The organism is Prochlorococcus sp. MIT2304 (assembly GCF_059772405.1).
This window is the reverse complement of the sequence record NZ_CM186286.1, coordinates 1,811,910-1,837,218: the sequence shown is the minus strand read 5'-3', so window position 1 is coordinate 1,837,218 and position 25,309 is coordinate 1,811,910. Positions and strand designations below refer to the sequence as shown.

At 36.8% G+C, this 25,309-nt stretch carries 30 protein-coding genes; 17 read left to right on the top strand and 13 right to left on the bottom strand.

Annotation, left to right across the window (positions count from 1 at the left end):
- Positions 1-13: 13 nt before the first annotated feature.
- The 3 genes from AC6EIY_RS10500 to tsaD are packed head-to-tail and all read right to left on the bottom strand — an operon-like array spanning position 14 to position 1,867.
- Positions 14-541 carry a DUF1643 domain-containing protein gene (locus AC6EIY_RS10500; RefSeq protein WP_498506829.1) on the bottom strand — a complete coding sequence of 176 codons (528 nt, stop codon included), beginning with the start codon at positions 539-541 and terminating at the stop codon, positions 14-16.
- 53 nt (positions 542-594) lie between these two features.
- Entirely contained in the window at positions 595-768 is a 174-nt protein-coding gene (locus AC6EIY_RS10495; protein ID WP_498506828.1) for a high light inducible protein, read from the bottom strand.
- 28 nt (positions 769-796) lie between these two features.
- Positions 797-1,867: a tRNA (adenosine(37)-N6)-threonylcarbamoyltransferase complex transferase subunit TsaD gene (gene tsaD, locus AC6EIY_RS10490; RefSeq protein WP_498506827.1), complete on the bottom strand. Its 1,071-nt coding sequence runs from the start codon at positions 1,865-1,867 to the stop codon at positions 797-799.
- Between the two features lie 73 nt (positions 1,868-1,940).
- Here tsaD and AC6EIY_RS10485 point away from each other — a divergent pair, with 73 nt between their 5' ends.
- Both AC6EIY_RS10485 and psaJ read left to right on the top strand, forming a co-directional pair.
- A complete protein-coding gene (locus AC6EIY_RS10485) occupies positions 1,941-2,498 on the top strand; it encodes a Photosystem I reaction center subunit III (RefSeq protein WP_498506826.1) in 558 nt (185 codons plus the stop codon).
- Positions 2,499-2,539: 41 nt separating this feature from the next.
- Positions 2,540-2,677, top strand: a complete 138-nt coding sequence (gene psaJ / locus AC6EIY_RS10480; protein WP_498462314.1) for a photosystem I reaction center subunit IX — start codon at positions 2,540-2,542, stop codon at positions 2,675-2,677.
- Positions 2,678-2,694: 17 nt separating this feature from the next.
- Here the strand turns inward: psaJ and gmk are convergent, their stop codons facing one another.
- Complete coding sequence (gmk, locus tag AC6EIY_RS10475) at positions 2,695-3,255, bottom strand: guanylate kinase (RefSeq protein ID WP_498506825.1); 561 nt, start codon at positions 3,253-3,255, stop codon at positions 2,695-2,697.
- Between the two features lie 67 nt (positions 3,256-3,322).
- On the opposite strand from gmk, the gene AC6EIY_RS10470 reads away from it, so the two are divergent.
- From AC6EIY_RS10470 to tatC, 3 genes are all read left to right on the top strand, one after another.
- The gene (locus tag AC6EIY_RS10470; protein ID WP_498506824.1) at positions 3,323-5,026 is read left to right on the top strand and encodes an Rqc2 family fibronectin-binding protein; all 1,704 of its coding nucleotides are present in this window, start codon (positions 3,323-3,325) and stop codon (positions 5,024-5,026) included.
- Positions 5,027-5,067: 41 nt separating this feature from the next.
- The gene (locus AC6EIY_RS10465) at positions 5,068-5,319 is read left to right on the top strand and encodes a hypothetical protein (RefSeq protein WP_498462311.1); all 252 of its coding nucleotides are present in this window, start codon (positions 5,068-5,070) and stop codon (positions 5,317-5,319) included.
- A 227-nt stretch (positions 5,320-5,546) separates the two neighbouring features.
- Entirely contained in the window at positions 5,547-6,281 is a 735-nt protein-coding gene (tatC, locus tag AC6EIY_RS10460) for a twin-arginine translocase subunit TatC (protein WP_498506823.1), read from the top strand.
- Here tatC and AC6EIY_RS10455 read toward each other — a convergent pair.
- Positions 6,232-6,594, bottom strand: a complete 363-nt coding sequence (locus AC6EIY_RS10455; RefSeq protein ID WP_498506821.1) for a DUF3067 family protein — start codon at positions 6,592-6,594, stop codon at positions 6,232-6,234. The two genes, tatC and AC6EIY_RS10455, sit on opposite strands and share 50 nt — an antisense overlap.
- Before the next feature lie 83 nt (positions 6,595-6,677).
- Between AC6EIY_RS10455 and petC the strand changes: the two genes are divergently transcribed.
- From petC to AC6EIY_RS10430, 5 genes are all read left to right on the top strand, one after another.
- Complete coding sequence (gene petC / locus AC6EIY_RS10450) at positions 6,678-7,214, top strand: cytochrome b6-f complex iron-sulfur subunit (RefSeq protein WP_498506820.1); 537 nt, start codon at positions 6,678-6,680, stop codon at positions 7,212-7,214.
- A gap of 7 nt (positions 7,215-7,221) precedes the next feature.
- The gene (petA, locus tag AC6EIY_RS10445) at positions 7,222-8,187 is read left to right on the top strand and encodes a cytochrome f (protein WP_498506819.1); all 966 of its coding nucleotides are present in this window, start codon (positions 7,222-7,224) and stop codon (positions 8,185-8,187) included.
- A 13-nt stretch (positions 8,188-8,200) separates the two neighbouring features.
- Positions 8,201-9,112: a prolipoprotein diacylglyceryl transferase gene (lgt, locus tag AC6EIY_RS10440; RefSeq protein ID WP_498506818.1), complete on the top strand. Its 912-nt coding sequence runs from the start codon at positions 8,201-8,203 to the stop codon at positions 9,110-9,112.
- Positions 9,109-9,861: a precorrin-4 C(11)-methyltransferase gene (gene cobM, locus AC6EIY_RS10435; protein WP_498506817.1), complete on the top strand. Its 753-nt coding sequence runs from the start codon at positions 9,109-9,111 to the stop codon at positions 9,859-9,861. Before lgt ends, cobM begins: the two co-directional genes overlap by 4 nt.
- Before the next feature lie 117 nt (positions 9,862-9,978).
- The gene (locus tag AC6EIY_RS10430; protein ID WP_498506816.1) at positions 9,979-10,479 is read left to right on the top strand and encodes a helix-turn-helix domain-containing protein; all 501 of its coding nucleotides are present in this window, start codon (positions 9,979-9,981) and stop codon (positions 10,477-10,479) included.
- Between the two features lie 6 nt (positions 10,480-10,485).
- Here the strand turns inward: AC6EIY_RS10430 and AC6EIY_RS10425 are convergent, their stop codons facing one another.
- Positions 10,486-12,120: a Ppx/GppA phosphatase family protein gene (locus tag AC6EIY_RS10425; protein WP_498506815.1), complete on the bottom strand. Its 1,635-nt coding sequence runs from the start codon at positions 12,118-12,120 to the stop codon at positions 10,486-10,488.
- Positions 12,121-12,228: 108 nt separating this feature from the next.
- Here AC6EIY_RS10425 and AC6EIY_RS10420 point away from each other — a divergent pair, with 108 nt between their 5' ends.
- Both AC6EIY_RS10420 and AC6EIY_RS10415 read left to right on the top strand, forming a co-directional pair.
- On the top strand, positions 12,229-13,095 hold the full coding sequence (locus AC6EIY_RS10420; protein WP_498506814.1) for a 4-hydroxybenzoate polyprenyltransferase: 867 nt from the start codon (positions 12,229-12,231) through the stop codon (positions 13,093-13,095).
- 25 nt (positions 13,096-13,120) lie between these two features.
- Entirely contained in the window at positions 13,121-13,996 is an 876-nt protein-coding gene (locus AC6EIY_RS10415) for a S66 peptidase family protein (RefSeq protein ID WP_498506813.1), read from the top strand.
- On the opposite strand, the gene ispD is transcribed toward AC6EIY_RS10415, so the two are convergent.
- A complete protein-coding gene (gene ispD, locus AC6EIY_RS10410) occupies positions 13,980-14,657 on the bottom strand; it encodes a 2-C-methyl-D-erythritol 4-phosphate cytidylyltransferase (protein ID WP_498506812.1) in 678 nt (225 codons plus the stop codon). The two genes, AC6EIY_RS10415 and ispD, sit on opposite strands and share 17 nt — an antisense overlap.
- Positions 14,658-14,815: 158 nt before the next feature.
- On the opposite strand from ispD, the gene fabG reads away from it, so the two are divergent.
- Entirely contained in the window at positions 14,816-15,568 is a 753-nt protein-coding gene (fabG, locus tag AC6EIY_RS10405; RefSeq protein ID WP_498506811.1) for a 3-oxoacyl-[acyl-carrier-protein] reductase, read from the top strand.
- 7 nt (positions 15,569-15,575) lie between these two features.
- Here the strand turns inward: fabG and AC6EIY_RS10400 are convergent, their stop codons facing one another.
- Complete coding sequence (locus AC6EIY_RS10400) at positions 15,576-15,752, bottom strand: hypothetical protein (RefSeq protein ID WP_158466132.1); 177 nt, start codon at positions 15,750-15,752, stop codon at positions 15,576-15,578.
- Between the two features lie 128 nt (positions 15,753-15,880).
- Here AC6EIY_RS10400 and groL point away from each other — a divergent pair, with 128 nt between their 5' ends.
- Positions 15,881-17,563 (top strand): chaperonin GroEL, encoded by a 1,683-nt coding sequence (gene groL, locus AC6EIY_RS10395; protein ID WP_498506810.1) that lies wholly within the window; start codon positions 15,881-15,883, stop codon positions 17,561-17,563.
- Between the two features lie 54 nt (positions 17,564-17,617).
- Here the strand turns inward: groL and AC6EIY_RS10390 are convergent, their stop codons facing one another.
- The 5 genes from AC6EIY_RS10390 to AC6EIY_RS10370 form a co-directional block, all read right to left on the bottom strand.
- Complete coding sequence (locus AC6EIY_RS10390) at positions 17,618-18,091, bottom strand: hypothetical protein (protein ID WP_498506809.1); 474 nt, start codon at positions 18,089-18,091, stop codon at positions 17,618-17,620.
- A gap of 29 nt (positions 18,092-18,120) precedes the next feature.
- Positions 18,121-18,975, bottom strand: coding sequence for an ABC transporter permease (locus AC6EIY_RS10385; protein ID WP_498506808.1), 855 nt, complete (start codon positions 18,973-18,975; stop codon positions 18,121-18,123).
- A gap of 31 nt (positions 18,976-19,006) precedes the next feature.
- Entirely contained in the window at positions 19,007-20,020 is a 1,014-nt protein-coding gene (locus AC6EIY_RS10380) for an ABC transporter ATP-binding protein (RefSeq protein WP_498506807.1), read from the bottom strand.
- Positions 20,021-20,119: 99 nt separating this feature from the next.
- Entirely contained in the window at positions 20,120-21,115 is a 996-nt protein-coding gene (locus tag AC6EIY_RS10375) for a heme o synthase (RefSeq protein WP_498506806.1), read from the bottom strand.
- On the bottom strand, positions 21,108-22,049 hold the full coding sequence (locus AC6EIY_RS10370) for a COX15/CtaA family protein (RefSeq protein WP_498506805.1): 942 nt from the start codon (positions 22,047-22,049) through the stop codon (positions 21,108-21,110). The genes AC6EIY_RS10375 and AC6EIY_RS10370 overlap by 8 nt, the downstream gene beginning before the upstream one ends.
- A 169-nt stretch (positions 22,050-22,218) precedes the next feature.
- Here AC6EIY_RS10370 and AC6EIY_RS10365 point away from each other — a divergent pair, with 169 nt between their 5' ends.
- From AC6EIY_RS10365 to AC6EIY_RS10355, 3 genes are read left to right on the top strand one after another with little or no spacing between them, the layout of a single operon-like run.
- Positions 22,219-23,031 (top strand): cytochrome c oxidase subunit II, encoded by an 813-nt coding sequence (locus tag AC6EIY_RS10365; RefSeq protein ID WP_498506804.1) that lies wholly within the window; start codon positions 22,219-22,221, stop codon positions 23,029-23,031.
- A 4-nt stretch (positions 23,032-23,035) separates the two neighbouring features.
- On the top strand, positions 23,036-24,676 hold the full coding sequence (gene ctaD, locus AC6EIY_RS10360; RefSeq protein WP_498506803.1) for a cytochrome c oxidase subunit I: 1,641 nt from the start codon (positions 23,036-23,038) through the stop codon (positions 24,674-24,676).
- On the top strand, positions 24,673-25,278 hold the full coding sequence (locus AC6EIY_RS10355; protein WP_498506802.1) for a cytochrome c oxidase subunit 3: 606 nt from the start codon (positions 24,673-24,675) through the stop codon (positions 25,276-25,278). The genes ctaD and AC6EIY_RS10355 overlap by 4 nt, the downstream gene beginning before the upstream one ends.
- The last annotated feature ends 31 nt before the right edge of the window (positions 25,279-25,309 follow it).

Here is a 25,309-nt window from a genome sequence, read left to right as displayed (position 1 = left end):
CTGACAAAACAATTTAAAATTTCTGGCCAAATGGTCTTAACAATGATTCATTAGGCATATAAAGAGGATGCAAAGGGTTTCCTTTCTTACTTAGACCCAAACTTAAAATACGTTTAGGACAATTATTTTCAGTGGACTTCAAATTTGAAATATGTTTAATCATTTCTAGTACGTCATGATCACGTCCATTTAATTGACCTTTATCACCCCAGCCCAACCACAAATCACAATTAATATTTTTCCGCCAAAATTGTAATGTCGCTAGAGTAATTAAATCATTATTGTTACCAATTGGTTCTTTGCTTTTTGATAACTCTAAAGGAGACTTTGAAATTAATCCAAATAAATTTATTATATAAATATTCTTATAATTCCATCTTGAACAAAAATTAATTATCCTTATCAGAGTCCTATCATTCTTAAATGAATTAGCATTTGAAGGATTTAAGCCGATAAAAACTACCGTCTTTTTACCAGTCAGAGACTCTCTTTTTAAGATCCATCGATAGTAACTGCATTTACTAAACAAGCAAAATGACAAAAGAACTTAACCCTAAATCATTATTATTAATTTAAACTATCTTTCTAGCTAGATTAGATAAAATTGGATCCTAGAAGAATAATCAATACAATAATTAAACCTGCTATCGCCATTCGACCATTCCATATTTCAGCTTGAGGAGTGAATCCTCTTTTCCAAGAATTTATTTCACTTGAGCTCGCAGGCCTAGTGGATTTGTGTGTTTCATTCCCTTGATTTAAAGACATGAGAAAAATTGAATCGTCAAGGTATTAATTAAAAAGGAGGCTTGGAATCGTAAAGCAAATTGGATTTTTCCAGAGGCCATCGAGCTGAAACACCTAATTCCATTGAACTTTTGGTGCTATTTGATGACAATCTTAACAAAGCTGCCGCCCCAATCATTGCAGCATTATCAGTACAAAATTCCATGGGGGCAAGAGCAACGTTAATTGAATTTTTAGATGCTTGAGAAAGCATCATTTTCCTCAATCGCACATTTGCCGCAACCCCTCCAACCAAAACAAGAGAATTTAGACCTTGATCAAGAGCACAACGCAGGCTCCTCTCGACTAAGACCTCAGCTACCACTTGTTCGAAGCTCGCAGCAATATCTTCTACTGGTAATTTTTTGTTTTCCGACTTGAGTTTTTCTATCTGGCGAAAAACAGCAGTTTTCAAACCACTAAAAGAAAAGTCATATGGATAAAAACCACCTCCTGGCTTAGATACTCTACCTTTTGGCAATAAAAATTTTTTGGGATCTCCAGATTCAGCTTTTTTTTGAATAGCTGGTCCTCCTGGATAAGATAGTCCCAGAAGTCTTGCAACCTTATCAAAAGCTTCTCCAGCAGCATCATCATGACTTCTACCAAGACGTTGATACTTATGCTGAACATCTACTTTGATTAATTCAGTATGACCTCCACTTACCAATAAGACTAAGAAAGGAGGTTCTGGATGATTTTCTGATAAATAAATTGATGAAAGATGGCCTTCTAAGTGATGTATTCCTAAGAATGGAATTTGATGCAAATTAGCTAAAGTTCTCGCCGTAATTGATCCAACCAAAAGTGAACCTGACAATCCTGGAGTAACAGTTGCTGCGATAGCATCTATATCTTTTATGTGTAGTTTTGATTTTGCAAAAACTTGTTCAATTAAAAATGGAAGATTTTCCAAATGTCTTCTTGATGCAATTTCTGGAACCACCCCACCCCAATTGGCGTGTTCATCAATTTGTGAAGCTATTTCATTAGCCAACAAATTAATTTTCCCTTTTTCATTAGAAACCAAAGCTGCCGCGGACTCGTCACAACTTGTTTCGAGGGATAAAATTATTGACATTTATCGCTAGTTATCTATTAAGTTTAATACTGAAATCCCATTAAAACAGGGCAACAGATAAAAATCTGAACTCATGAGTCGTCTTTTATCAATTCTACTTTCAACATTCCTTTTCTTAGGAGTAGCACCATTGGCTAGTGCTAGGCCAGGCCCAGCACTAAATGCTGACAGAGCTCCTACAGATTTTACAGCTTCTGCTCTAGTATCTTGTTCTGAGAATGCCCGTTTCCAAGAAAGAGCAAGCGCAGCGACCACAGATCAGGCAATAAAAAGATTTGAAAGATATAGCAAAGCTCTATGTGGCGATGACGGACTTCCACATTTAATAATTGGTCCTCCTATTGAGCCCTGGGGCGCATGGTTTAACAGAGGTCATGAGGGAGATCTTCTCATTCCAGGAGTAATGTTTATATACATAGCTGGTATTATTGGTTGGTCAGGTAGGGAATATGTAAGAGCTGTTAGAGGCAAAAAGAATGCTGCAGAATACGAAATTATTATAGATACCGATTTAGCTTGGCAATGCTTAAAAAGAGGCGCTGCCTGGCCTTTACAAGCCAACAGAGAGGGCAAGAATGGTGAGCTTAGAGAAAAAGACAATAATGTCACTCTTAATGGTCCAAGAGGATAAAAAATTATTTATCAATTTTAAAATCACCTGACTTTTTAATCATGTTTCAATTATTCCGTACTAAATGGTTTAGATCCGCTCCAGTGGTAGCAACAATTTGGATCTTTATTACAGCAAGTATCATTGTTGAATTCAATAGATTCGTTCCTGACTTACTTTTCCACCCAATGTCTTTTTAAAAGCCAATTAAATAGATTTAAGTTTTTAATCCCATTAAGCCTTCAATTTCCTCGAAGGCTTTTTCTATATCTTCATTAATAACTACTGCGTCAAACTCTTTTTTCGCAACAAGCTCTTTATTTGCTATCGCCAATCGATCCCTAATAGATTCTTCAGTCTCGGTACCTCTCCCTCTAATTCTTTTTTCAAGTTCTGATAAATTTGGTGGTGCTATAAATATTTGGAATGCTTCAGGAAAAGATTTACGAATTTGTCGAGCACCCTCTAATTCAATTTCAAGTAGCACACTAGTTCCTTCTTCTATTTTTTCTTTAACCATTTTTTTGGGAGTTCCATAGAAATTGTTGGAGAATGAAGCCCATTCCAAAAAACCGTCATTATCTATTATTTCTTGAAAACGTTTCTTTTTTAGGAAAAAATAATGCTCTCCCTCTATTTCTCCAGATCTTGGCTGGCGAGTAGTAGCAGAAATTGAAAGCCATACATCACTATGACTTTCGAGGATTTTCCTTACAATTGTTCCTTTACCTACCCCGCTTGGGCCAGTAATAACAGTAAGATTTCCTAAACAAGACATAATTGATGGTATCTAATTTACCTACCAAAGGTTAATTACATTATCTATTAAATTAAAAGGATGATAGATGAACAAAGTTCCAATTCAAATAATGGACTTAACAACCCTTAAAGCGGTTGTATTTGAACTTAGCCAAGATATAGTTCCAAGTCGATTTGAAAATGCACAGCAAATTGATTCAAATACTGTCCAATTAGGTTTTAGAACCCTTGAAAGACTCACATGGATAGAAATAAGTTGGCTTGCTGAATCCCCTAGGATTGTATCAATACCACCTCCAAAAAGATATGGTGAAAAAAGTACATTAGCGAAACAATTAAAACATTTATTAGTCAACTTAGCTTTAGTTGAAATAAAGCAAAATGGTTTCGAAAGAATAGTAAGGTTTAGATTCTCTAGTAGACCTGGGGAAGAAATAGAGAAGGAATTGGTAGTCGAACTTATGGGTAAGCACAGTAATATTTTACTTTTAGACAGAACAGGTAAAGTAATTACTCTCGGAAAAAAAATAAAAGAGAGTCAATCAAGATTAAGGCCAATAGGAACAGGAGATATCTATACATCTCCTCCACCTCTTAAAGGATTAACTCCTGAATACTCTGAATCATTCAATTCATGGAAAAATAATATATGCTTAGTACCATCAACATTCAAGAATAGTCTTAAAGATACTTATCAAGGAATAAGTCCTGCTTTAACATTACAAATTGCAAGCAATAGTTATAACGATGCTCTTACACTAATAAATCAACCAGTAACAAGTATTGAATTAAAAACATGGAAAGCAATATATAAAAAATGGAAAAAGTGGCTATTAGATATTGAGAATAATAATTTCAGGATTAATTTCAAAGGCCCAACGGATTTCATTGTGTGGGGGCAAATAAAATCAAATCCTCAAGATACAAAAATAGCGCTAAAGCTTAGTATCTATTATTCAAATAAGCTTGCAGAAAGAAAAATAAATTCTATTAGAGAAAAACTAAAGCAAGACCTCGAGAAATCAAAAGTTGATGAAATCAGGAAACTAGATGTTCAGAAATCTCTAATTAAAAATATTTCTGAATACGTAGCCATGCAAAGCAAGGCAAGAAACCTTCTGACCTTAAAATCTCCAACAAAAAAGCAAATAATTGAGGCTCAAACTCTCTTCAAAGAAGCTAAAAGGAAAAAAAGATCAAGGGATTCCATTTTAGATAGAATCGATGTCCACAAGAAAAAAATATCAGAGATTCAATGCTGTGAATCATTTCTTGATTCATTTCTATACGAAAAAAATGAGGATCTGAAAAACAAACTAGATTCAATCATTGAACTTAAAGAAGAAGTAGAAGAATATGTTTGCATCAAAAAAAATAATTTTAAATTTAAATCAAGTAAAAAGAATGGAACCTCATCAAACATAAAAGAGATCCAAAGTCCTAGCGGTCTAACGATTCAAATAGGGTCTAACAACAGGCAAAACGAATTAATAAGTTTAAGAAAAGGGAAAAAAGGAGATATTTGGTTTCATGCTCAAGAAATACCCGGAAGTCACATTGTACTTAAATCATCAAATGGACTTGCAGATGAAAAAGATATTCAGTTAGCTGCTGATTTAGCTTCTTTTTGTAGCAGGGCCCGAGGCAACAAACTTGTTCCAATCATAATGACCCCAATTGAAAATCTACAACGAATTTCAGGAGCCTTACCTGGAACGGTTAGCCATAGAGGAGGCAAGGTGATTTGGGGGAAAGCAGAGCGAGCACAGAAATATTTCCACCACAAGTGAACTTCAATGAATTAATATCAATTTCATTAGACAAGATGAAAATGATTGACTTTTTGCTAGGGACTCATGAGTTTCTAGGTAATCATTCTTTCCCTGAATTTTTAATTGGATATGCATTTGGAGCAGCACTAATTATTGGGGCTCCAACAGTCTTCCTTTTATTGGCATTCACCAGCGCTTTAATGAAAACCAATGGGAAGATGGGTGGCTACAAAGAATATGCTAGTTATGGTGAATCATCGCTGAATGATTGCCCCCCTTTTATATTGCCTGACCCAACAAAAACCAAATAAATTAATTTGCCCTTATGGACTAATGACCAACAGACTATATATCTAATTTTTTTAAATAGCTAGAAAAAATTTATTACATGATTGAAAAGTCAATTTTCTACTAAAATAATATTATCAACTAAATTAACCTGAATAGCTCCAACAAAAAAGAAAATATTTTTAAAGCTCCTCCTCCTATCAGGATAAAAGGAAAAGAGAGTTCAATTGAGGTATCTCAATCACTTGAGATGCCTTTGGTTGATCATCTAGAAGAACTTCGCCAAAGGATACTAAAGAGTCTCATTGCAATTCTTCTATCATCAGGTTTTTGCTTGTTATTTGTTAGGAAACTTGTAGAGGCATTAGAGATACCAGCAGGAAAAATACAATTTTTACAGGTAGCTCCTGGCGAATTTTTATTTACTTCTATAAAAGTTGCAGGTTATGGCGGGCTTACTATTTCTCTGCCATTCATCCTTTACCAATTTTTAAAATTCATCCTTCCTGGTTTAACTAAAAAAGAGAAACTTCTCATAGCTCCCTCAATTGCAGGTTCAGCAATTTTATTTTTCTTAGGAATTTTCTTTGCCTGGAAAGCTTTGATACCTGCAGCCTTGGGATTTTTAATAAGCTATGGCGCCGATGTGGTTGAGCCAATCTGGTCAATAGAAAAATATTTAGATTTTGTCCTTCTACTTATGCTTTCAACTGGGTTAGCCTTCCAGTTGCCAATTCTTCAATTCATTTTAGGTTTCTTTGAAATAATTTCTTGGAAAAAGATGTTATCTAAATGGAGATTAGTTGTTATTTCCTCAGCCATTGCAGGAGCTGTTTTAACTCCATCAACTGATCCAATAACGATGCTTCTTCTATCAACATCGATAACTTTTTTGTTTTTTGTAGGAATTGGGTTAGTTGCTTTAACAACAAATCTCAAAGGACAAATTCATCCATCCTCGGATCCACAGGCAAAGGTAAAGTGATTGCTCTGCCTAGTCTTGGTTTTGCCTGAACATTTTTTAACCATTTCCTTACAAAATCAGATTGACCTGCTCGATTAATAATTTCTAAGGTTCGATTCAAGTTTTCTTTATAGGTCTCCTCATCTAGTGGGAAAGATTGTTGTTCTAAGAACCCCCACATCATTTGTAAATAAATTCGGTCTCTTTTTATTAACAATCTCAAATCATATGTTACGCCCCAACGCCTTCTTAAGCACTGCATTACTTCTTCTGGCTCCAGTGGGGTTGAAGAAGAGGAACGACCAGAATTTGACGAATTAAATTCAAAACTCATTTCAAAACCTAGTCTTCGCAAAGATTAATAACCCTTTATGTGTCCATTCTGGTCTAATATCTGTGTATAGGTGAACGTCTGTAATGACACAAATGACAACTGCAGATGTGCCCTCAATGGGCAGAAGGCAGTTCATGAATCTGCTTACCTTTGGAACGGTTACAGGTGTCGCTTTAGGAGCTTTATATCCAGTAGCGCAATATTTCACCCCATACAGGGCAGGTGGCGGCAGTGGTGGAACAAATGCAAAGGATGAGCTAGGCAATAATGTAAGTGCAAGTGGTTGGTTATCAACCCATCCAGTTGGCGATAGAAGCTTGGTGCAAGGACTTAAAGGTGATCCGACTTACCTAATAGTCGAGGGCGAGGATGCAATTACTAGTTACGGAATTAATGCGATTTGTACTCACCTAGGTTGTGTAGTCCCATGGAATAGCGGAGCAAATAAATACATGTGTCCATGTCATGGAAGTCAATACGATTCGACAGGAAAAGTAGTTAGAGGTCCAGCCCCCTTATCTCTAGCAATAGCTCATGTTTCAGTTGAGGATGACCAAGTTCTCGTAAGTCAGTGGACAGAAACTGATTTTCGAACTGGTACTGATCCGTGGTGGGGTTGATCAATAAATGAAAAAAACCTTCAATACCATTTCTAAAGCCATGAGTCGTTCATTAAAACTTTTTCTCCTCTCAGTTCTTATTGGGTTTTCAATATTCATAATTCCTCAACCAACTTGGGCATACCCTTTTTGGGCTCAACAAAAATTTGAAAATCCCAGAGAGGCAACGGGAAAAATTGTTTGCGCTAATTGTCATGTAGCAAGTATGCCTACAAGAGCTGAAGTGCCTCAGGCAGTTGCTGCTGATAGTGTTTTCAAAACAGTAGTAGAAATACCTTATAAAAAGGACTTACAAGAAATCGGAGCTGATGGAAGCAAAGTTCCTCTCCAAGTTGGAGCAGTTGTAATGCTTCCAGATGGATTTAAGCTTGCTCCTCAAGAGAGGTGGACTGATGAAATAAAAGAAGAGACACAAGGTGTTTACTTCACTCAATACAGCGAGGAACAAGAAAATATACTTTTAGTAGGTCCTTTACCTGGAGATCAAAACAGGGAGATTGTCTTCCCTGTTTTATCTCCTGATCCAAGAAAAGACAAAAATTATAATTTTGGAAAGTATTCAATTCACGTAGGAGGGAATAGAGGAAGAGGTCAAGTTTATCCGACTGGTGAAAAGAGCAATAATAACTTATTCACGGCAACAAATTCAGGGACAATCACTTCAATAGAAACTAATGAAGATGGAACACAAATAATTAATCTAAACAATGAAGAAGGCGAAAGTTTCAGTGAAAATCTTCCTGCAGGGACTTCATTATTAATTAAAGAAGGTGACACTATCGAGAAAGGTGCAAGATTAACTGAAGACCCTAACGTTGGAGGTTTTGGTCAACTTGACAAAGAAATTGTTTTACAAAGTAAAGCAAGAGTTATTGGAATGATTATTTTCTTTATAGGAGTTGGGTTATCACAAATAATGCTTGTGCTTAAAAAGAAACAGGTAGAAAAAGTACAAGCGGCAGAAGGAATATAAATTCAAATAATTGATGGAAAATATATTAATAGCGCTTAGATCACCTGGGCCGGAGTTGGTTCAACTGGGCCCTTTTTCATTTAGGTGGTACGGTTTGTTAATAGCGATTTCAGTTTTGGTAGGGCTTAATCTATCTGGTCAATTAGCAACTAGAAAAGGGTTAAAAAAGAATCTCATAAATGATTTACTCCCTATTGTAGTTCTGGCTTCAGTAATCGGTGCAAGAATTTATTATGTAGTATTTGAATGGAAAAACTACACAGGTAGAAATTTCTGGAGTTCAATTAATTTTTTCAATTTCAATATTCCAATACCAACTGCTATGGAGATATGGGGAGGAGGAATCGCAATTCATGGGGCTCTGATAGTGGGCACATTATCCGTAATATTTTTTTGCCGTTGGCGTAAAGAACCTTTTTGGGATGTTATTGATGTTTTAGTTCCTTCAGTTGCATTAGGTCAGGCAATAGGTAGATGGGGAAATTTTTTTAACAACGAAGCTTTTGGAATTCCTACTAACTTACCTTGGAAATTATTTATACCTTATGAATTTAGGCCTGAAATATTCTCTTCACAGACTTATTTTCACCCTACCTTTCTTTATGAATCATTATGGAATATTTTTGTTTTTGGAATGTTAATTTTTCTTTTTAAAAAGTCAAATAACAATGAACTTAGACTGCCCTCTGGCAGTCTAAGTTGCATTTATCTAATAGGCTACAGCTTAGGAAGATTTTGGATAGAAGCCTTAAGAATAGACCCTCTCTGTTTAGGAGGAACAGCGCCTTTTTGCGAAGGCGGTTTCCGAATGGCACAATTGATTAGCTTATTTTTAATAAGTGCTGGTTTGCTGGGAATATGGAGAATTTATATTTCAAAAAAAGCACTTCCGGATCCTTCATTAATTAATGGGAGAAAGAAATGAGTTCAATTTCTATTGTCGGAGCGGGTCCAGGTGCTTTAGACTTGATGACAATCAGAGCTCAAGAAAGGTTAAAAACAGCTGAGGTTTTGGTTTGGACAGACTCTCTAATTCCTATTGAAATAACAAAAATTGTTAGAGATGATTGTGAAAAAATAAAGACAAGTTCATTAACTCTTGAGGAGATAATTTCAATCTTAATTAAAAAGCACAGGGAGGGTAAAAAAATTGTCCGTCTCCATGATGGTGATCCTTGCTTGTATGGAGCGATATCAGAACAAATATGTAGATTAAATGATGAAGGTATTGAGGTAGAAATAGTTCCTGGAGTAAGTGCTTATCAAGCAACAGCGGCAAAATTAGGATTCGAGCTAACAATTCCAGATTTAACACAAACAATAATACTCAGTAGAGCAGATGGCAGAACAGGTAAACCAGAGGAGGAAAGCCTTCAAAAACTAGCATCTATTCAGTCTTCTTTATGTCTTTACCTAAGTGCAAGACATGTAGAAGAAGTTCAATCTATCCTTATAAAGTATTACCCTGCTAATACTCCTGTCGCTATTGCTTATAGAGTAACTTGGCCAGACGAATGGACAAAAGTTATACCTTTGACTGAAATGGCAAAAACATCTAGAGAAAAAAAATTAATTAGAACAACGTTATATATAATTAGTCCAACATTAAAGCTAGCTAATAAAAGATCAAAACTTTATAGTCCCACACATTCTCATTTATTTAGACATAACTAAAGTGAAATAAATAATAAACCTATTTCAAAAGTATTCAAAGATAGATATAAATTGCTTTTCGAGATATACGACTTTACAAACCCTTTAGAATAAAATTAAGAACACAAAGTTTTTTAATTGGAACAAAGTGATGGCATCAAAAGCGATAATTCCTATATCGCAGATAAAAAATCTCCTTTACAAAAAGTTGGTGAATTCCTAAGGGAAGCCAGGCAAGGGAGAAATCTTTCAATAGAGGATTTATCCTCATCACTTAGAATTGGGAAAGAACAATTGGTCGCACTTGAAGAAGGTGATGAACAATCACTTCCTGAAAAGGTTTTTATAAGAGCAATGGTTCGACGGATAGCTGAGAAATTGAACTTAGATACAAGTTTTATTCTTGATGAACTGAATGAAAAGGAAAAAAATATAGAGAAGCCGACTATGTTAATTAAAAAGAAAAATGCAAGGAAGAAAAAACATTTCAATCCGTTTGTTTTTGTGATTTTGTCTGGAGTCCTAGGATTGTTTACTTCAGTAATTGCACTAAAATATATACAAAGTTTTCAAAATGATTCAATTAATAATCGCCAGCAAAGTTCCATCTTTTTATTAGAAAGAAAAATATATTTTTAAAGTATTTTAAAGTATATTTATATCAACATCTTTAACTTTTTTGATTAGTAAAAGTGCCTTCTTAAAACTCCATTTCTCAAGATCTAAATTCTGACCTAAGTCATTAGGAATCAATTCTATATCCACTTTGTTATTATTAGCTTCAATCACTATCTTTGATATCAAAGGTTCTGGTCTTCTATCCAAAGCGCATGAAAGGCGAAGAAGTAAAGACATATCATTTACTAAGTTTCTATGACTTTCATCTGTCAAAGATTGCCAAGCTTCATGTCTTTTTTTAGGAAAACTTTTCCTATGATACCTAGCAATGGCCGCGACCATCAAATGCTCAGCTTGAGAGTAACCCAAGAGCTCTCCATGCCTTATTAAATACCACGAATGCTTATGATAAGCTCCAATATTTATATGTTTGCCACAGGCATGAAGCCTTGCTGCTGCCCACAAAAGATCTCTACCTTCACCGTTATCATTATGCAAAACCCCTCGGGTCTTATCATAAAAAGCAAGAGCAAATTCCGAAACTCTTTTTGATCGTTTTGAGTTAACACCAAATCTTCTTGATTGATGTATCACTGTTCTTTCTCTTATTGACCCTTGAAAGCCCAACTGATCTTTTAAATAATTATTACGACACATCCAATCAACCACCAAACCTTCACGAAGAGCTCTTTCACTTAAAACAATCTCATTAACATTCACCATATTCATTATCGTTTGCAAAATCAAAGCCCCCGGGACAATAATCTCAGATCTTCTTTCACTTAATGAGGATAAATGACTCCTTTCAGAAGGTGTCATTTGTATTAATTGACTTACAATAATATCTAAATTATTTTTGGAGATTTTATAACCTTGCAATTTTGACTGAATATGATTTTCTTTGTTAGAGATTAATTCCCCAATAGCCATAGCAGTTCCACTAGTTGCAACCAAGACGGGCTTTTCACCTACTTCAATCCTCTTAAATATCTTATCAATTGCTGACTCCATAGAGCCTCTAATAAATGACCTTAAAAATAATTCAGTCTGCGAAGATATAGGATCTTTTTTAATAAATTCTCTTTGTAATCTTACCGCTCCAATCTTTGTACTTGTTAATGCTCTTGCCTCAGACCTATCAGCAAGGATTAATTCTGTCGAACCTCCTCCAATATCAAGAACCAAATGGGGTTTATTCCCAAATTGCATCCCGGAAAGGACACCCAGATAAATCAATCTTGCTTCCTCTGCTCCGCTTATTAATTCAACATTTAAGCCTATCTTCTTTTTTATCTCAGATATAAAGATTTTTCCATTTGGTGCTTCTCGAACCGCACTTGTAGCAGCAATAAGAAGGCTTTCAACTTTATAGCTTTCTGATAAATCCTTAAATCTCTTTAATGTTGCGAATGCCCTAGTCATAGCAATTGATGTAAGTTCTCCAGTATCAGGATCTCTCTCCCCAAGTCTTGTTGTTGATTTCTCAGCAAGCTCAATACTAAAAGTATTTAATTTTGGCTCAAGCTTTGCAATTAAGAGATGCGTTGAGTTAGTGCCAATATCTATTGTTGCCACACGGCATAACTCAGTATCTTGATTTTCCCCAAGATCCAATTCGATAATATTCCGTTTAGAGGAATTATCTATTGAGTCACCTAACATATATTAGTAGGTTTAACCTCAATACTCTGACACTCTCAGCACCCCATTGAGAAGGCCTTATAAATGATTATCAATTTAAATTTTCGCGAGTAATCTTCTTACAAAAAAATGAGATATTATTTTCAACTTCTTAGATGGAATAAACCCAGCGGAAGATTGATACTTCTAATTCCAGCTGGCTGGTCTCTTTGGTTCGCCCCCTCAGCTCCCCCATCCATATTTATTTTGGGATTAGTAATTTTAGGTGGATTATTTGTAAGTGGTGCTGGATGTATCGCAAATGATATTTGGGACAGACAATTTGACAAGAAGGTGAGAAGGACAAAAGAACGTCCATTGGCTAATGGAAAGGTATCTCTAAAGGCTGCATGGATACTACTAATTTCAATGTTGTTTTTTAGTCTTATCGTAGTTCTATATATTCCGACAGAAAGTAGAGATTTATGCCTTCAACTTGCAACAATTTCATTACCTTTTATTCTTCTTTATCCATCAGCAAAAAGATGGTTTAAATTTCCCCAACTTATTCTCTCAATTTGCTGGGGATTTTCAGTTCTGATTCCCTGGGCAGCAAGTGAATCCTCATTAGCAGGAGGGTTACCATTGTTTTCATGTTGGCTTGCAACAATATTTTGGACTTTTGGCTTTGATACTGTTTACGCGATGGCCGACGAGACTGATGACAAATTAATTGGTCTAAACAGTAGTGCAATCAGTCTTGGTAAAGGGTCAATAAAAACCGTTTCTTTTTGCTACTTTTCAACCTGTCTCCTTTTAGCTATTGGTGCTTTCAAAGCAAATTTAGGATTAACGTTTTGGCCTTTTTGGTTGATAGCATCATTGGCAATGCAAAGAGAGGTTATATTATTAAATTCAAAACCAAAAGGTATTAAAAGTTCAGGTTCGCATTTCAGCAATCAAGTTCGAATTGGCAGCTTGTTACTTTTCGGCATGGTGTTAAGCAAGCTTATTTAATCAATCTCTTTAGCGATATTCGCAAATGACTGCCCCTCTAAAAAAAGGCGATCTTTTCCACATAGTTGCCGCAAGTTCGCCAATAAGTAAAAATGAAGATCTACTATCCGGCATAAAAGTCCTTGAGGGATGGGGTTTAATATGCAACGATTTAGATGCAGTAGATAGATCATGGGGGTATTTAGCAGGAAATGATGAAGTTAGATTCAATAACTTACACTCAAATAATCATTACCCTCTTTTAGCTTTTGCTAGAGGTGGATGGGGATCGGCGAGATTGCTTGAAAAAACACAACCATGGAGAGAAGGCTGGTTGATTGGATTTTCTGATTTAACTTCAATACTTCTTGCACGGCTCGCAGGTGGGTTTCAGGGAGGAGTTCATGGTCCCCTTATTACAACCTTGGGTTCCGAACCAGACTGGAGTAAAAACAGACTTAAATCAATTTTGTTTGGAAACACTGTACCAGATATTTATGGAGATCCATGGGGAGGCGGCATCTCAAAGGGGCACCTAATAGTTGGCAACCTCACCGTACTCACTCACTTGATAGGGACTCAACATCTACCAAATTTCAACAAATCAATACTAATCATCGAAGACATAGGAGAGGCTCCGTATAGAATTGACAGAATGCTAACTCACTTAAGATTGGCTGGAGTTTTACAACAGCTGTCTGGCCTAGGTTTTGGCTCGTTTACTTATTGTGATAACGAGCCAGACGTCGAGGGAACCAAGACGTTTGAGCTTCTTGATATTTTCAAAGATCGAACAAAAGATCTTAAAATCCCAATTGTTTCAAATTTGCCAATTGGACATTGCTGTGGGAATGCATCACTTCCACTAGGTAGGCAAGCTATCTTAGATGGCGACTTAGGGAGTCTTAGTCTTTTAAAGTAGACAATAAAGACTCTGCTATTACAAGATCAAATGGAGTTGTCACTTTAATATTCGAAGGTCCAGCATCATATATTTTCACTGGTAATTCCAAGCGTTCAAATAAGGATGCATCATCGGTGACATCCCATCCTTTTGCAATTGCTTCACTATGTGCATGCTTCAGTTTGTTTACGGGAAACCCCTGAGGTGTCTGAGCAGACCACAAATCTGAGCGAGGAGGGCTCTCAATAATCTCACCATCTTTATCAACTTTTTTAATTGTGTCCGTTACTTTTGACGCGGCAATAACAGCTTGGCCCTTGGAAACAATCTTGGAAATTTCATCGAATACAAATGATTTCACCAAGCATCTTGCTCCATCATGAATCAGCACAGACTGAGCATCACTTGGAAGGGCCGCTAATCCCAACTGAACTGACTGCTGTCTTGTTGATCCCCCATTAATCCATTGTATTGACTTTACTGAGTTATCAAAAATTGAGCATATTGAGTTTTTGTCTTTAGGTTGCCCTATAATTCCAATCCAAGTAATTGTTTTAGAGTCGAAAGCTGCCTTCAAAGTCCACTCTAAAACCGTTTTACCTGCGACCTTCAAAAGGAGTTTATTTCTATCAGCACCCATTCGATTCCCACTTCCTGCAGCAGCAATTAACAAATGCACAACTAATTCCTCTCTATTGATTATCCATTTAATATATTCGAAAGTAAAAATGACTATTTTTAGTGTCTTAGCTTAAAATCTTTTCAAAAAACAAATGACTCAATAGTAAGTTAAATAAAACAAGTATTCGATTCTAACAATTTTAAAACCATAAAATTATGACATTATCAAAATTACTTGAAGGTCAGACTGCAATTGTTACTGGAGCCAGCAGGGGTATTGGTAAGGCTATTGCAATTCTTTTAGCAAAAGAGGGCGCAGAAGTAATCATCAATTATTCTTCATCTTTGGAGAATGCAAATAAAGTGGTATCAGAAATAAGCTCTTTTGGAGGGAAGGCATACCCTCTTCAAGCTGATATTTCTGATGAAAACTCGGTAAATGAATTAATCAAAACAGTTTTGGAAAAAAATAATAAAATTGATGTTTTGGTCAACAACGCAGGGATAACTAAAGATGGACTTCTAATGAGAATGAAAACTAACGATTGGCAGAAAGTTTTAGATATTAACTTGAGTGGTGTTTTTTATTGTACAAGAGCTGTCTCTAGGCAAATGTTGAAGCAAAAAAAAGGAAGGATTATCAACATAACCTCTGTGGTGGGGTTGATGGGCAACCCAGGGCAAGCAAATTATTCAGCAGCCAAGGCAGGAGTAGTAGGTCTTACACAAAGTGCTGCTAAAGAGTTTGCAAGCAGGGGAATTACTGTCAATGCGGTCGCACCAGGTTTTATCTCAACTGATATGACAAAAGATCTAAACGCCAAATCAATTCTTTCTGCTATTCCGCTTGGACGATTCGGAAACCCTGAGGACGTTGCAGGAGCGGTGAGATTTCTAGCAGCAGATCCATCAGCAGCTTACATAACAGGCCAGACAATTCAAGTTGATGGTGGAATGGTTATGAGTTGAGCTGATTTCAATTTTGTATGGGCTGACCTAATTCATCTCTCAATCTTCTTATCCTTTGCAGTAATTTTAGTCTTCTGCTTCTCGCCGTAGCCGTAAGAAATATCCTCAAAGGGAAATAAATCAAAGTCATAGTCCCGGCCAAGCCAGCCATGAGAATAAAAAATAAAGCCCCTGGATCATTCATATGTTGACACTAACTACCTTCTGCAAAAATTGGGAATAATTTATGAATTACGATTCGGCTTTCCCCACTTATTTAGCCTCCCCTAATGTGTGTTTCCTATGGGAGATTAAGACTAATTCAAATCAAATATGGCAAAACTTCTAAGTTTTTCAGACGAATCACGTGGTGCTCTAGAAAAAGGAGTAAACAACTTAGCCAATGCTTTAAAAGTCACAATTGGACCTAAGGGTAGAAATGTAGTTATTGAAAAAAAATTTGGAGCCCCAGATATCGTTAATGATGGAGTAACAATCGCTAAGGAAATAGATCTTGAAGATCCTTTTGAAAACATAGGAGCCAAGCTCATTGAACAAGTTGCTTCAAAAACGAAAGAAAAAGCTGGGGATGGCACAACCACTGCAACAGTTTTAGCTCAATTCATGGTTCAAGAAGGGTTGAGAAACACAGCAGCTGGGGCGAGCCCAATCGAATTAAGACGGGGAATGGAAAAGGCTGTAGCTCAAATCGTTGATGATCTCAAAAAGAAAAGCAAATCAGTCAGTGGTGATGCTATTAAACAAGTTGCAACAGTGAGTGCTGGTGGAGACGATGAAATAGGTTCAATGATTGCAGATGCAATAGATAAGGTCAGTTTTGATGGAGTAATAACAGTTGAAGAATCCAAGTCTCTAGCTACTGAGCTAGATATCACTGAAGGGATGGCTTTCGATAGGGGTTATAGTTCACCATATTTTGTTACTGATGAAGATCGCTTAATTTGTGAATTTGAGAATCCCTCAATACTAATAACTGACAAAAAAATTTCATCCATCGCCGATCTCATACCAGTTCTCGAAACTGTTCAGAAGAATGGAACACCCTTAATAATTCTTGCCGAAGAAGTAGAAGGTGAGGCATTAGCTACGCTTGTAGTAAACAAAAACCGCGGCGTGTTACAAGTTGCAGCAGTCAGAGCACCCTCATTTGGCGAGAGGAGAAAAGCTGCTCTAGGGGATATTGCTGTGCTTACTGGCGGCACATTAATTAGCGAAGACAAAGCAATGAGTCTTGAAAAAGTTCAAATCTCTGATCTAGGCCAAGCCAGAAGGGTAACAATTACAAAAGACAGCACAACAATTGTCGCAAATGAGAGTCAAACCACCGAATTATCTAATCGCATTGCCTCTATAAAGAGAGAGCTTGATGAAACAGATTCTGAGTATGACCAAGAGAAGTTAAACGAGCGAATAGCTAAGCTTGCAGGAGGTGTAGCCGTAATAAAAGTTGGAGCTCCTACTGAAACTGAATTAAAGAACAGAAAACTTAGGATTGAGGATGCTCTAAACGCAACTCGTGCAGCTATTGAGGAAGGGATCGTGGCAGGGGGGGGAACTACTCTCTTAGAATTAAGTGAAGGGCTTGAAGATTTATCCAAAAAGCTTGAAGGTGATCAAAGAACCGGAGTTGAAATTATAAAAAGAGCATTGACGGCTCCAACGAAACAGATAGCTATAAATGCTGGATTTAACGGAGATGTTGTTGTATCAGATATCAAGAGATTGGGTAAAGGCTTTAACGCACAAACTGGAGAGTATGTTGATTTACTTGAAGCAGGAATATTAGATGCTTCAAAGGTAATACGACTTGCTCTTCAAGATGCTGTCTCAATAGCCTCACTTTTAATAACAACTGAAGTTGTTATTGCAGACAAACCTGAACCACCAGCAGCACCAGGCGCTGAAGGCGGAGACCCAATGGGTGGTATGGGTGGTATGGGTGGTATGGGTGGTATGGGTGGTATGGGTGGTATGGGTATGCCAGGAATGATGTAAGTAAGGGCAAAGGTCTATACTCTCAGATTAAAAAAAACACACATCAATTTAAAATTATTTTCTTAATAACCATTTCCTCAGATAACTGTATTTAGGTTTAGGTGGTAAAGGTATCAAAGCTTCAATCTCAGACTTAATTTTATTGTCTATGAGTGAACTAGTTGCCTTGTGTCCACAATTTTCTTTATTAATTATGTCATAGGATTTTATCTTAAACGATTCATCAATCCCATCCTTAGATGGCTCAGATTCTTTTGTTTTGATCTCTTTTTCTTGAGTATCATAATTATTGATATTATTTGGTTCATCAACATCGAAAGAATTTTCTTCTGGTTTATCTATATTTGGATTATTTAAATTATTAGGGTTTTGATTCAACTGTTTGAAATCTAGATTTTCCAATTCTTCCAAGCTTTCGACTCCAAAACGATGTGCCCATTGAGATTTCAGGAGAGAGTATAAATTTCTGTCATTGGCCTTTAGAGCGTCTATGATTTGTTTTTGTAGATAATACTTTCTAGACTCCAAGGTTTTTCTCAATTGCTAGACTAAGATTATCAAGCAAGTTTGCGATTTAAAAGAGGTCTAATAAGAAAAAACAACCCAATTGTAAGAATAAATAGAATTAATAAGCAAGAGTATCCATTTATTTTTCCATAAGGAGCATTAATTAAAACTAATTTTAGATCTACAGAATTTTGATATGCCATTCGTATAGGTTCAATCGCAAATGTTAATGGATTAATCGATGCCATCCATCCAAGCCATTTAGGCATGAAAGAGATGGGGGCCAATGCTGTGCTAGCGAAAAGAACAGGTAGATTAGTAATAAAGATAATTGCAATTAACTCTATATGTCCAGGCAATATAAAGGCCAATCCAAGACTTAAACCAGTTATTGCAAATACCAATAACAATAGGGTTATTGCTATCAAAAGGAAGCCTCCCAGACTTGGCCAGCCATAACCCAAAAGAGCAGAAGTTGCCATTATTGCGAAACTCTGCAAAAGGCTAATAGTAGTTATGTAGATGACTGAAGAAATTACGATTGAACTCCTACTTGTCAATGGAGCAACTAATAATCGATTAAGGAAACCAAATTCTCTATCAAACATCACAGGGAGTCCTGCATTAAGAGCTCCACTAAACGCAGTAAAGACTATTAAACCTGCGCCAAGGAATTCTCCATAGCTACTGCTCCCTGGCAAAAAATCTATAGGAGCATTAGAGAATAACGCTGCAAAAAGCAAAAGCCATATTAAAGGCTGAAGGATTCCAGCAAATAATGTTGAAGGTCTTCGAATTAATTGAATAAAAAGCCTCCATGTCAATGCAGAAGTCTCTTGCAACATTTCATTCAAATCATTTCTAGATTGTTTATCCTTAGGAATTGAGGGATTAGTAGTGATCATGTTTTTAATAATTTTGGAGTAATACAATCAATTAACGCATAGATTTCTTTTTCTCAAGATTTAAATCTCTTTTACCAGCAAGTTCTAATTCAGCGTCCATAAGAGTTTTACCCGTTGCTTGCAAATAAACATCATCTAGACTTGGTCTACTGTGAGAAAGTGCAAAGACTTCAAAATTTTCTTTTGAAAGATGACTAGACAGATTTGAGATAACATTATTACTTTGAACTAAAAAATTTAAAGAATATCCTTGCTTTTGATTCACTACTACATTTGATACCCCATTGATATTTTTAATTATTTTCCTTACAGATTCAGCCTCTACTTCATCACTAAACTCTCGCACCCTAAGTGTAACTCTGTCACCACCAAGTTCTTTTTTTAAATCATCTGGTTTTCCACTAGCAATGACTTTTCCTTTATCAACAATAGCCATCTCATCTGCCAACTCATCTACCTCCTCAAGATAATGACTACTTAAAAGAATAGTAGTTTCCTTATTTCTCAGTTCCTTTAATAAGTCCCAAATAACTGATCTACTTTCTATGTCCAAGCCAACAGTAGGTTCATCAAGAATCAATAATTCTGGTTCATGCAACAATCCTGAGGCAAGATCAAGTCTTCTTTTCATTCCTCCCGAAAAAGAACCACATCTCCTATCAATCCAGTCATGCATATCTAGTCTCTGAATCAATTCGTCAATTCTTTTTCTCTTACGTTTGCTATCTAGATGATAAAGGTCTCCTTGAAGCTGCAGTAATTCTCTACCTGTAAGTATTTTATCGATTGCAACATCTTGAGCGACATAACCCAATTTGCGCCTAATTTCTTTTTCATCAAACAACGCATCAAGTCCCCCAACCTCAACATGGCCAGAATCAGGGGAAAGAAGAGTACAGATAATTCTAATTGCAGTGCTTTTGCCTGCTCCGTTTGGGCCCAACAAACCATACAAAGAACCTTTTGGAACTTCAAGGTTAAGTCCATCTAAAGCCCTGACAGGACCATAAGACTTAAATAAATCTTTTAGTTGGATGAAAAACATCTAAAAACAGATTGCCTAAAAACAAGTTAATATCCTCTAACAAAGTCTAATTAATATAACTAGGCAAGGTTATAAAGTTTTTATTTTAATTTGATAGATTTACGAAAATATCATTGAGTAATCTTTAATTAAAGCTAGCAACTGATCATTAAAAACAATTGACACCTCTAATCTACTAATAACAAGCAAAAAACAAACTCCAAACATATAAAGAATAGACCACCTAAACAAACCCTTAGCCCTATTTAAGTCCTCTGGATCATCTCTTAATCTGGAGACCAATTGAAGAAGTCTTGAATTATAAGGTAGCAATAACATTCCATATAACAAGCCTCCCTCGGGCAAGACAAAGCACCCTAAGAAACTTAGAAAGACTGTTAGGTAGCCATAAACAGATATAGCTTTTGCCGTAACGAATGGACCACTTACTGTTGGGAGCATGGGTATACCAACAGATCGATAGTCCTCTCTTAATAATATGGCCAGAGCCCAAAAATGTGCTGGAGTCCAAACCATTACCAAGGAGAATAACCACCAACCACCCAATCCAATGTGGCCTGCTGCTGCCGAAGCTCCTACAAGAGGGGGAATTGCTCCAGCGACTCCTCCGAAAACTATATTTTGAGAAGTTCTAGGTTTTAAGAATGCTGTATATAGGAGAACATAACTACAAAGTCCTAAAAGAGTAAGTCCTGCTGCCAAACAGTTAACTCCACTTACCAAAAGGGTTGAAGCAGCAAGTGTGCATGCAATTGCTCCAATAAAAACAGAAGACTGAGAAAGGCGACCAGAGGGCAATGCTCTATTACTGGTGCGTTTCATTCGCTTATCAAGGTCTTGTTCCCACAAGCAATTAAGAGCTCCTGCGGCTGCAGCCGCAAGAGCTCCTCCACCCAAAGTGCATGCCAATCTTGGAGAGGGTAACGGCCATTCCTCCGAAAGAGCCATTCCACCAACAGTGGTTGCGAGTAATAGAGGAATTAATCTTGGTTTAGCAACCTCTAACCAAGCTGGAAGTTTAATACGCTTTCTAGAAGGAACTATTTCCTCGCGATTAACGGGCTGTGAGATTACATCTGATGTAGAGCTAACCATGACATGCCTCCAAAGTTGATTGATTTAACAGAAGTGATTGAGAAGATTCATCAATTCCTCTACCTTTAAAATTCAATGCTGCTATTACGGCCACCAACAAGCAGGCAATTAGTTGATGGCCAATTATAAGACCAGGTTGACTCATGCTTAGATGAATAGAGAAAACACCTAATAAGATTTGTGAGATGATCAAAAAAACAATCGTCAAAAGATAAGGCCACTGCTTAGCAAGAACATCTCTCTGAAAAGATGAAACAATTACGAATAAAATCACCAAAAAGCTCACCGGGATAGCACTAGTCCGGTGAATTCCTAAAAGATTGCAAGAGTCTCCAAAAGCCAAGCATCTTTGAGCTGCCCACGAGGTTGCCACCCGACTACCTAGTAAAGACTGTGCTACAACTGAAAAAAGAGATAAAAATCCAAAGGAACGAAGCCAAAGCGGGAAAAGTGACTTCCCAGGGTTGAGTAGTTGTTGAGTCACGCCACTCATGATTGCAACAAGAGTGAATGCAACTGCAAGATGAGCCATGACGATTAGAGATGGCAATAGCTGCAGTACTGTCAATGCACCTAAAAAACCCTGAAAAGCAACCAATAAAGTTAAGAATCCATAGGTCCAAGGAAGCCATGTAGGTAAAGTTTTTGCCCACCGTAAAGACAGCAAAAATTGAGCAATTAAAACAATCCCTACAAAGAATGCATCTAAACGATGAAACCATTCCAAGAAGACTTGTAAGTTCATTTGCCTACCAGGCAAAAACGACCCATAACATAAAGGCCAGTCTGGGCAAGCGAGTCCAGCCTCCATAACTCTTGTTGCACCTCCAATCACGACAAGAGTGATTAGCGCAACAACCACATGAGCGGCAAGTTGGCCTAATCTAAAGAGTTGCTTTGGTGGATAAATAACCTGCACGTATGCAAAATCCATCAAGATCATTGTTAATTCAACGTAGCGATTACTTTGTACACGTCACCTGAATAAAAGGACTGCAACATAAAGATTGTCTTTAAAAAAAAAATTATTCATCTTGAATTAACAATTAGCCGATACATTAGTTACTTTTGCCCATAACCTATAAAAAGAACAGGAGATCTTCTTGCCGAAACTGTCGGCCATCTTAACTCTAACGTTAAGTTTAATTCTTGGCGTAGCAGGAGTTTGGATTGCGTACAACGTCAATATGCTTCCCGTGAGCGCGAGCATTAATGCTCCTGTTTATGATGAACTATATCGAGTCCTATTCATTATTGGCTGCATACTTTTCATAGGTATGACTGCTCTAGTAATTTATAGTCTTATTCAATTCCGTCGTAGGCCGGGAGAAACTGGTGACGGGATAGACTTAGAAGGTAATATTTCTTTAGAAATATTTTGGACAGCAGTTCCTGCAATTGTTGTTTTGTTTGTAGGTTTATATAGCTACGATATTTATGATCGAATGGGTGGCATGCAACCTTTAATGCATGATCACAGTGGGCAAATGGATAATCAAACCGGGAGGGTTTGGGGGGGTATAGGTTCCGGGCCAATTGAATCTTCATCCACAAAAAATTCATCTTCATTACCAATTGAGTTAACTGCAATGCAATTTGCTTTTATCTTTCACTATCCAAAAGGAGATATTATTTCTGGCGAACTTCATGTTCCTGTTGGAAGAGAAGTTAATTTAAGAATGGAGTCTAAAGATGTAATACATGCTTTTTGGGTGCCTCAATTCAGACTTAAACAAGATGTAATTCCAGGCCAACCAACGATTTTAAATTTTACTCCTACAAAAGCAGGTAATTACCCAATTGTTTGCGCAGAATTGTGTGGACCTTATCATGGTGGGATGAGATCAAACGTAATAGTTGATGAACAAGAAGACTTTGATACTTGGTTAAAAGAAAACTCTAAAGAGTCGATTTAGATTTATGACTATTACACTCAAACCAAGTAACTCGCCTCCAGAGAAGCTTCAACCAACTGGATGGCTGAAATATCTTAGTTTTAGTCTCGATCACAAAGTCATAGGTCTTCAATATTTAGTTTGTGGTTTCTTGTTTTATTTAATTGGAGGATCTTTAGCTGGAGCAATAAGGGTAGAGCTCACAAGTCCCCTCTCAGATTTCATGCCTAGAGAGGTTTACAACCAAGTTTTGACGCTTCATGGCACAATCATGATTTTCTTATGGATCGTGCCTGTAGTAAATGGTGCATTTGGCAACTATTTAATACCTTTTTATGTTGGTGCAAGGGATATGGCCTTCCCAAGACTGAATGCTGTTGCTTTTTGGCTAATACCTCCCTCCGGATTGATGCTGATAACAAGCTATTTCATAAACGGAGCAGCACAATCTGGGTGGACAGCGTATCCACCTTTAAGCATTACGACTCCAGCCGCAGGTCAAATAATTTGGATACTAAGCGTATTACTTTTGGGTGGAAGCTCAATTTTTGGTGGTATTAATTTCATCGCTACAATCCTCAAGCTTAGAAGACCTGGACTAAAATTAATGCAATTACCCATGTATTGCTGGGCAATGCTTGGTACAAGTATTCTCGTTGTTTTATCAACTCCTGTTCTCGCTGGTACTTTAATATTGTTGAGCTTTGACATAGTTGCTCATACAGGTTTCTTCAACCCAAGTCTTGGTGGAAATGTAATTGTTTATCAACATCTTTTTTGGTTTTACTCTCATCCTGCTGTTTATATCATGGTCTTACCTGCCTTTGGTTTAGTAAGTGAAATACTTCCAATCCACAGTAGAAAGCCACTATTTGGCTATACAACAATGGTCTTCTCAATTATGGGAATAGTTGTTTTAGGCCTAGTTGTTTGGGCTCATCACATGTTTACGAGTGGAACTCCTCCATGGATGCGCTTATTTTTTACAATCGCTACTGCTTTTATAGCTGTGCCTACAGGTATAAAATTTTTCAATTGGGTTGCGACCTTATGGGGAGGGAAAATATCACTTAATTCGGCCATGCTATTTTCCTGCGGATTTATTATTAACTTTGTCTTAGGTGGAATAACGGGAGTCGCCCTAGCTCAAGTTCCTTTTGATGTTCATGTACATGATACCTACTTTGTTGTTGCTCATTTTCACTACATAGTGTATGGAGGTTCTGTCTTTGTTATCTTCTCTTCTATTTATCACTGGTTCCCAAAATTTACTGGGAAAATGCTCAATGAAAATCTTGGAAGATTCCACTTCATAATTACTTTTATAGGCTTTAATCTTTGTTTTGCTCCTCAACACTGGCTAGGTTTAAATGGTATGCCTCGACGAGTTGCTGAATATGATTCACAATTTCAATTAATCAATCAAATAAGTAGCTTAGGTGCATTGTTAATGGCTCTAAGCACTATCCCTTTTCTATGGAATATTTTTCAAAGCATCTTCTACGGGGATGACGCTGGTGACAATCCATGGAATGCATTAACACCTGAGTGGTTAACAAGTTCACCTCCTCCTGTTGAAAATTGGGAGGGAGAAGCTCCACTAGTTCTAGAGCCATATGGTTATGGAGAAAAAAATTCAAATAACACTCAAGAGGTAATTACATGACTTCGATAGTTCCAAAAGAACAATCCTCAGAGAGCAAAAAAGAACTCTCAACTGAAGAGCATGAAGATTTTCGTTTGTTTGGTTTAATAGCTTTTTTAATCGCAGATGGGATGACCTTTGCAGGTTTTTTTGCGGCATATCTAACTTTCAAAGCAGTCAATCCCATTGGCCCTGATGCTATTTACGAACTAGAACTGCCATTACCAACTTTAAATACAGTCTTACTTCTAGTTAGTAGCTTTACATTTCATCGAGCCGGGAAATTCCTAGAAAAGAATGAAGCAAAACAATGTCAAAAATGGCTTCTAATAACAGGCTCTTTGGGAGTGGCATTTTTAATCAGTCAAATGTTTGAGTACTTTACTTTGCCTTTTGGGTTAACAGACAACCTTTATGCAAGTACTTTTTATGCATTAACTGGCTTTCATGGGCTTCACGTAACACTTGGATCAATAATGATAATGATTATTTGGTGGCAAACACGTATCCCATTTGGTCGAGTGAATAATGAAAACAAGTTCCCATTTGAGGCAGTAGAGCTCTATTGGCACTTTGTAGATGGCATTTGGGTTATCTTATTCATCATCCTTTACCTGCTTTAAGAGGTAAATATTGATACTAAGCAAGAAAATT

What these genes read in the sequence shown, in the direction of transcription:
- cobM (WP_498506817.1), top strand. Translation starts at nt 9,109, where the DNA reads ATGAGTTCAATTTCTATTGTCGGAGCGGGTCCAGGTGCTTTAGACTTG.
- lgt (WP_498506818.1), top strand. Translation starts at nt 8,201, where the DNA reads ATGGAAAATATATTAATAGCGCTTAGATCACCTGGGCCGGAGTTGGTT.
- AC6EIY_RS10415 (WP_498506813.1), top strand. Translation starts at nt 13,121, where the DNA reads ATGACTGCCCCTCTAAAAAAAGGCGATCTTTTCCACATAGTTGCCGCA.
- fabG (WP_498506811.1), top strand. Translation starts at nt 14,816, where the DNA reads ATGACATTATCAAAATTACTTGAAGGTCAGACTGCAATTGTTACTGGA.
- AC6EIY_RS10400 (WP_158466132.1), bottom strand. Translation starts at nt 15,752, where the DNA reads ATGAATGATCCAGGGGCTTTATTTTTTATTCTCATGGCTGGCTTGGCC.
- AC6EIY_RS10420 (WP_498506814.1), top strand. Translation starts at nt 12,229, where the DNA reads ATGAGATATTATTTTCAACTTCTTAGATGGAATAAACCCAGCGGAAGA.
- AC6EIY_RS10485 (WP_498506826.1), top strand. Translation starts at nt 1,941, where the DNA reads ATGAGTCGTCTTTTATCAATTCTACTTTCAACATTCCTTTTCTTAGGA.
- AC6EIY_RS10375 (WP_498506806.1), bottom strand. Translation starts at nt 21,115, where the DNA reads ATGGTTAGCTCTACATCAGATGTAATCTCACAGCCCGTTAATCGCGAG.
- tsaD (WP_498506827.1), bottom strand. Translation starts at nt 1,867, where the DNA reads ATGTCAATAATTTTATCCCTCGAAACAAGTTGTGACGAGTCCGCGGCA.
- AC6EIY_RS10425 (WP_498506815.1), bottom strand. Translation starts at nt 12,120, where the DNA reads ATGTTAGGTGACTCAATAGATAATTCCTCTAAACGGAATATTATCGAA.
- groL (WP_498506810.1), top strand. Translation starts at nt 15,881, where the DNA reads ATGGCAAAACTTCTAAGTTTTTCAGACGAATCACGTGGTGCTCTAGAA.
- petA (WP_498506819.1), top strand. Translation starts at nt 7,222, where the DNA reads ATGAAAAAAACCTTCAATACCATTTCTAAAGCCATGAGTCGTTCATTA.
- AC6EIY_RS10455 (WP_498506821.1), bottom strand. Translation starts at nt 6,594, where the DNA reads ATGAGTTTTGAATTTAATTCGTCAAATTCTGGTCGTTCCTCTTCTTCA.
- AC6EIY_RS10380 (WP_498506807.1), bottom strand. Translation starts at nt 20,020, where the DNA reads ATGTTTTTCATCCAACTAAAAGATTTATTTAAGTCTTATGGTCCTGTC.
- AC6EIY_RS10470 (WP_498506824.1), top strand. Translation starts at nt 3,323, where the DNA reads ATGAACAAAGTTCCAATTCAAATAATGGACTTAACAACCCTTAAAGCG.
- AC6EIY_RS10385 (WP_498506808.1), bottom strand. Translation starts at nt 18,975, where the DNA reads ATGATCACTACTAATCCCTCAATTCCTAAGGATAAACAATCTAGAAAT.
- AC6EIY_RS10370 (WP_498506805.1), bottom strand. Translation starts at nt 22,049, where the DNA reads ATGGATTTTGCATACGTGCAGGTTATTTATCCACCAAAGCAACTCTTT.
- petC (WP_498506820.1), top strand. Translation starts at nt 6,678, where the DNA reads ATGACACAAATGACAACTGCAGATGTGCCCTCAATGGGCAGAAGGCAG.
- ctaD (WP_498506803.1), top strand. Translation starts at nt 23,036, where the DNA reads ATGACTATTACACTCAAACCAAGTAACTCGCCTCCAGAGAAGCTTCAA.
- AC6EIY_RS10465 (WP_498462311.1), top strand. Translation starts at nt 5,068, where the DNA reads ATGATTGACTTTTTGCTAGGGACTCATGAGTTTCTAGGTAATCATTCT.
- gmk (WP_498506825.1), bottom strand. Translation starts at nt 3,255, where the DNA reads ATGTCTTGTTTAGGAAATCTTACTGTTATTACTGGCCCAAGCGGGGTA.
- psaJ (WP_498462314.1), top strand. Translation starts at nt 2,540, where the DNA reads ATGTTTCAATTATTCCGTACTAAATGGTTTAGATCCGCTCCAGTGGTA.
- tatC (WP_498506823.1), top strand. Translation starts at nt 5,547, where the DNA reads ATGCCTTTGGTTGATCATCTAGAAGAACTTCGCCAAAGGATACTAAAG.
- AC6EIY_RS10495 (WP_498506828.1), bottom strand. Translation starts at nt 768, where the DNA reads ATGTCTTTAAATCAAGGGAATGAAACACACAAATCCACTAGGCCTGCG.
- AC6EIY_RS10355 (WP_498506802.1), top strand. Translation starts at nt 24,673, where the DNA reads ATGACTTCGATAGTTCCAAAAGAACAATCCTCAGAGAGCAAAAAAGAA.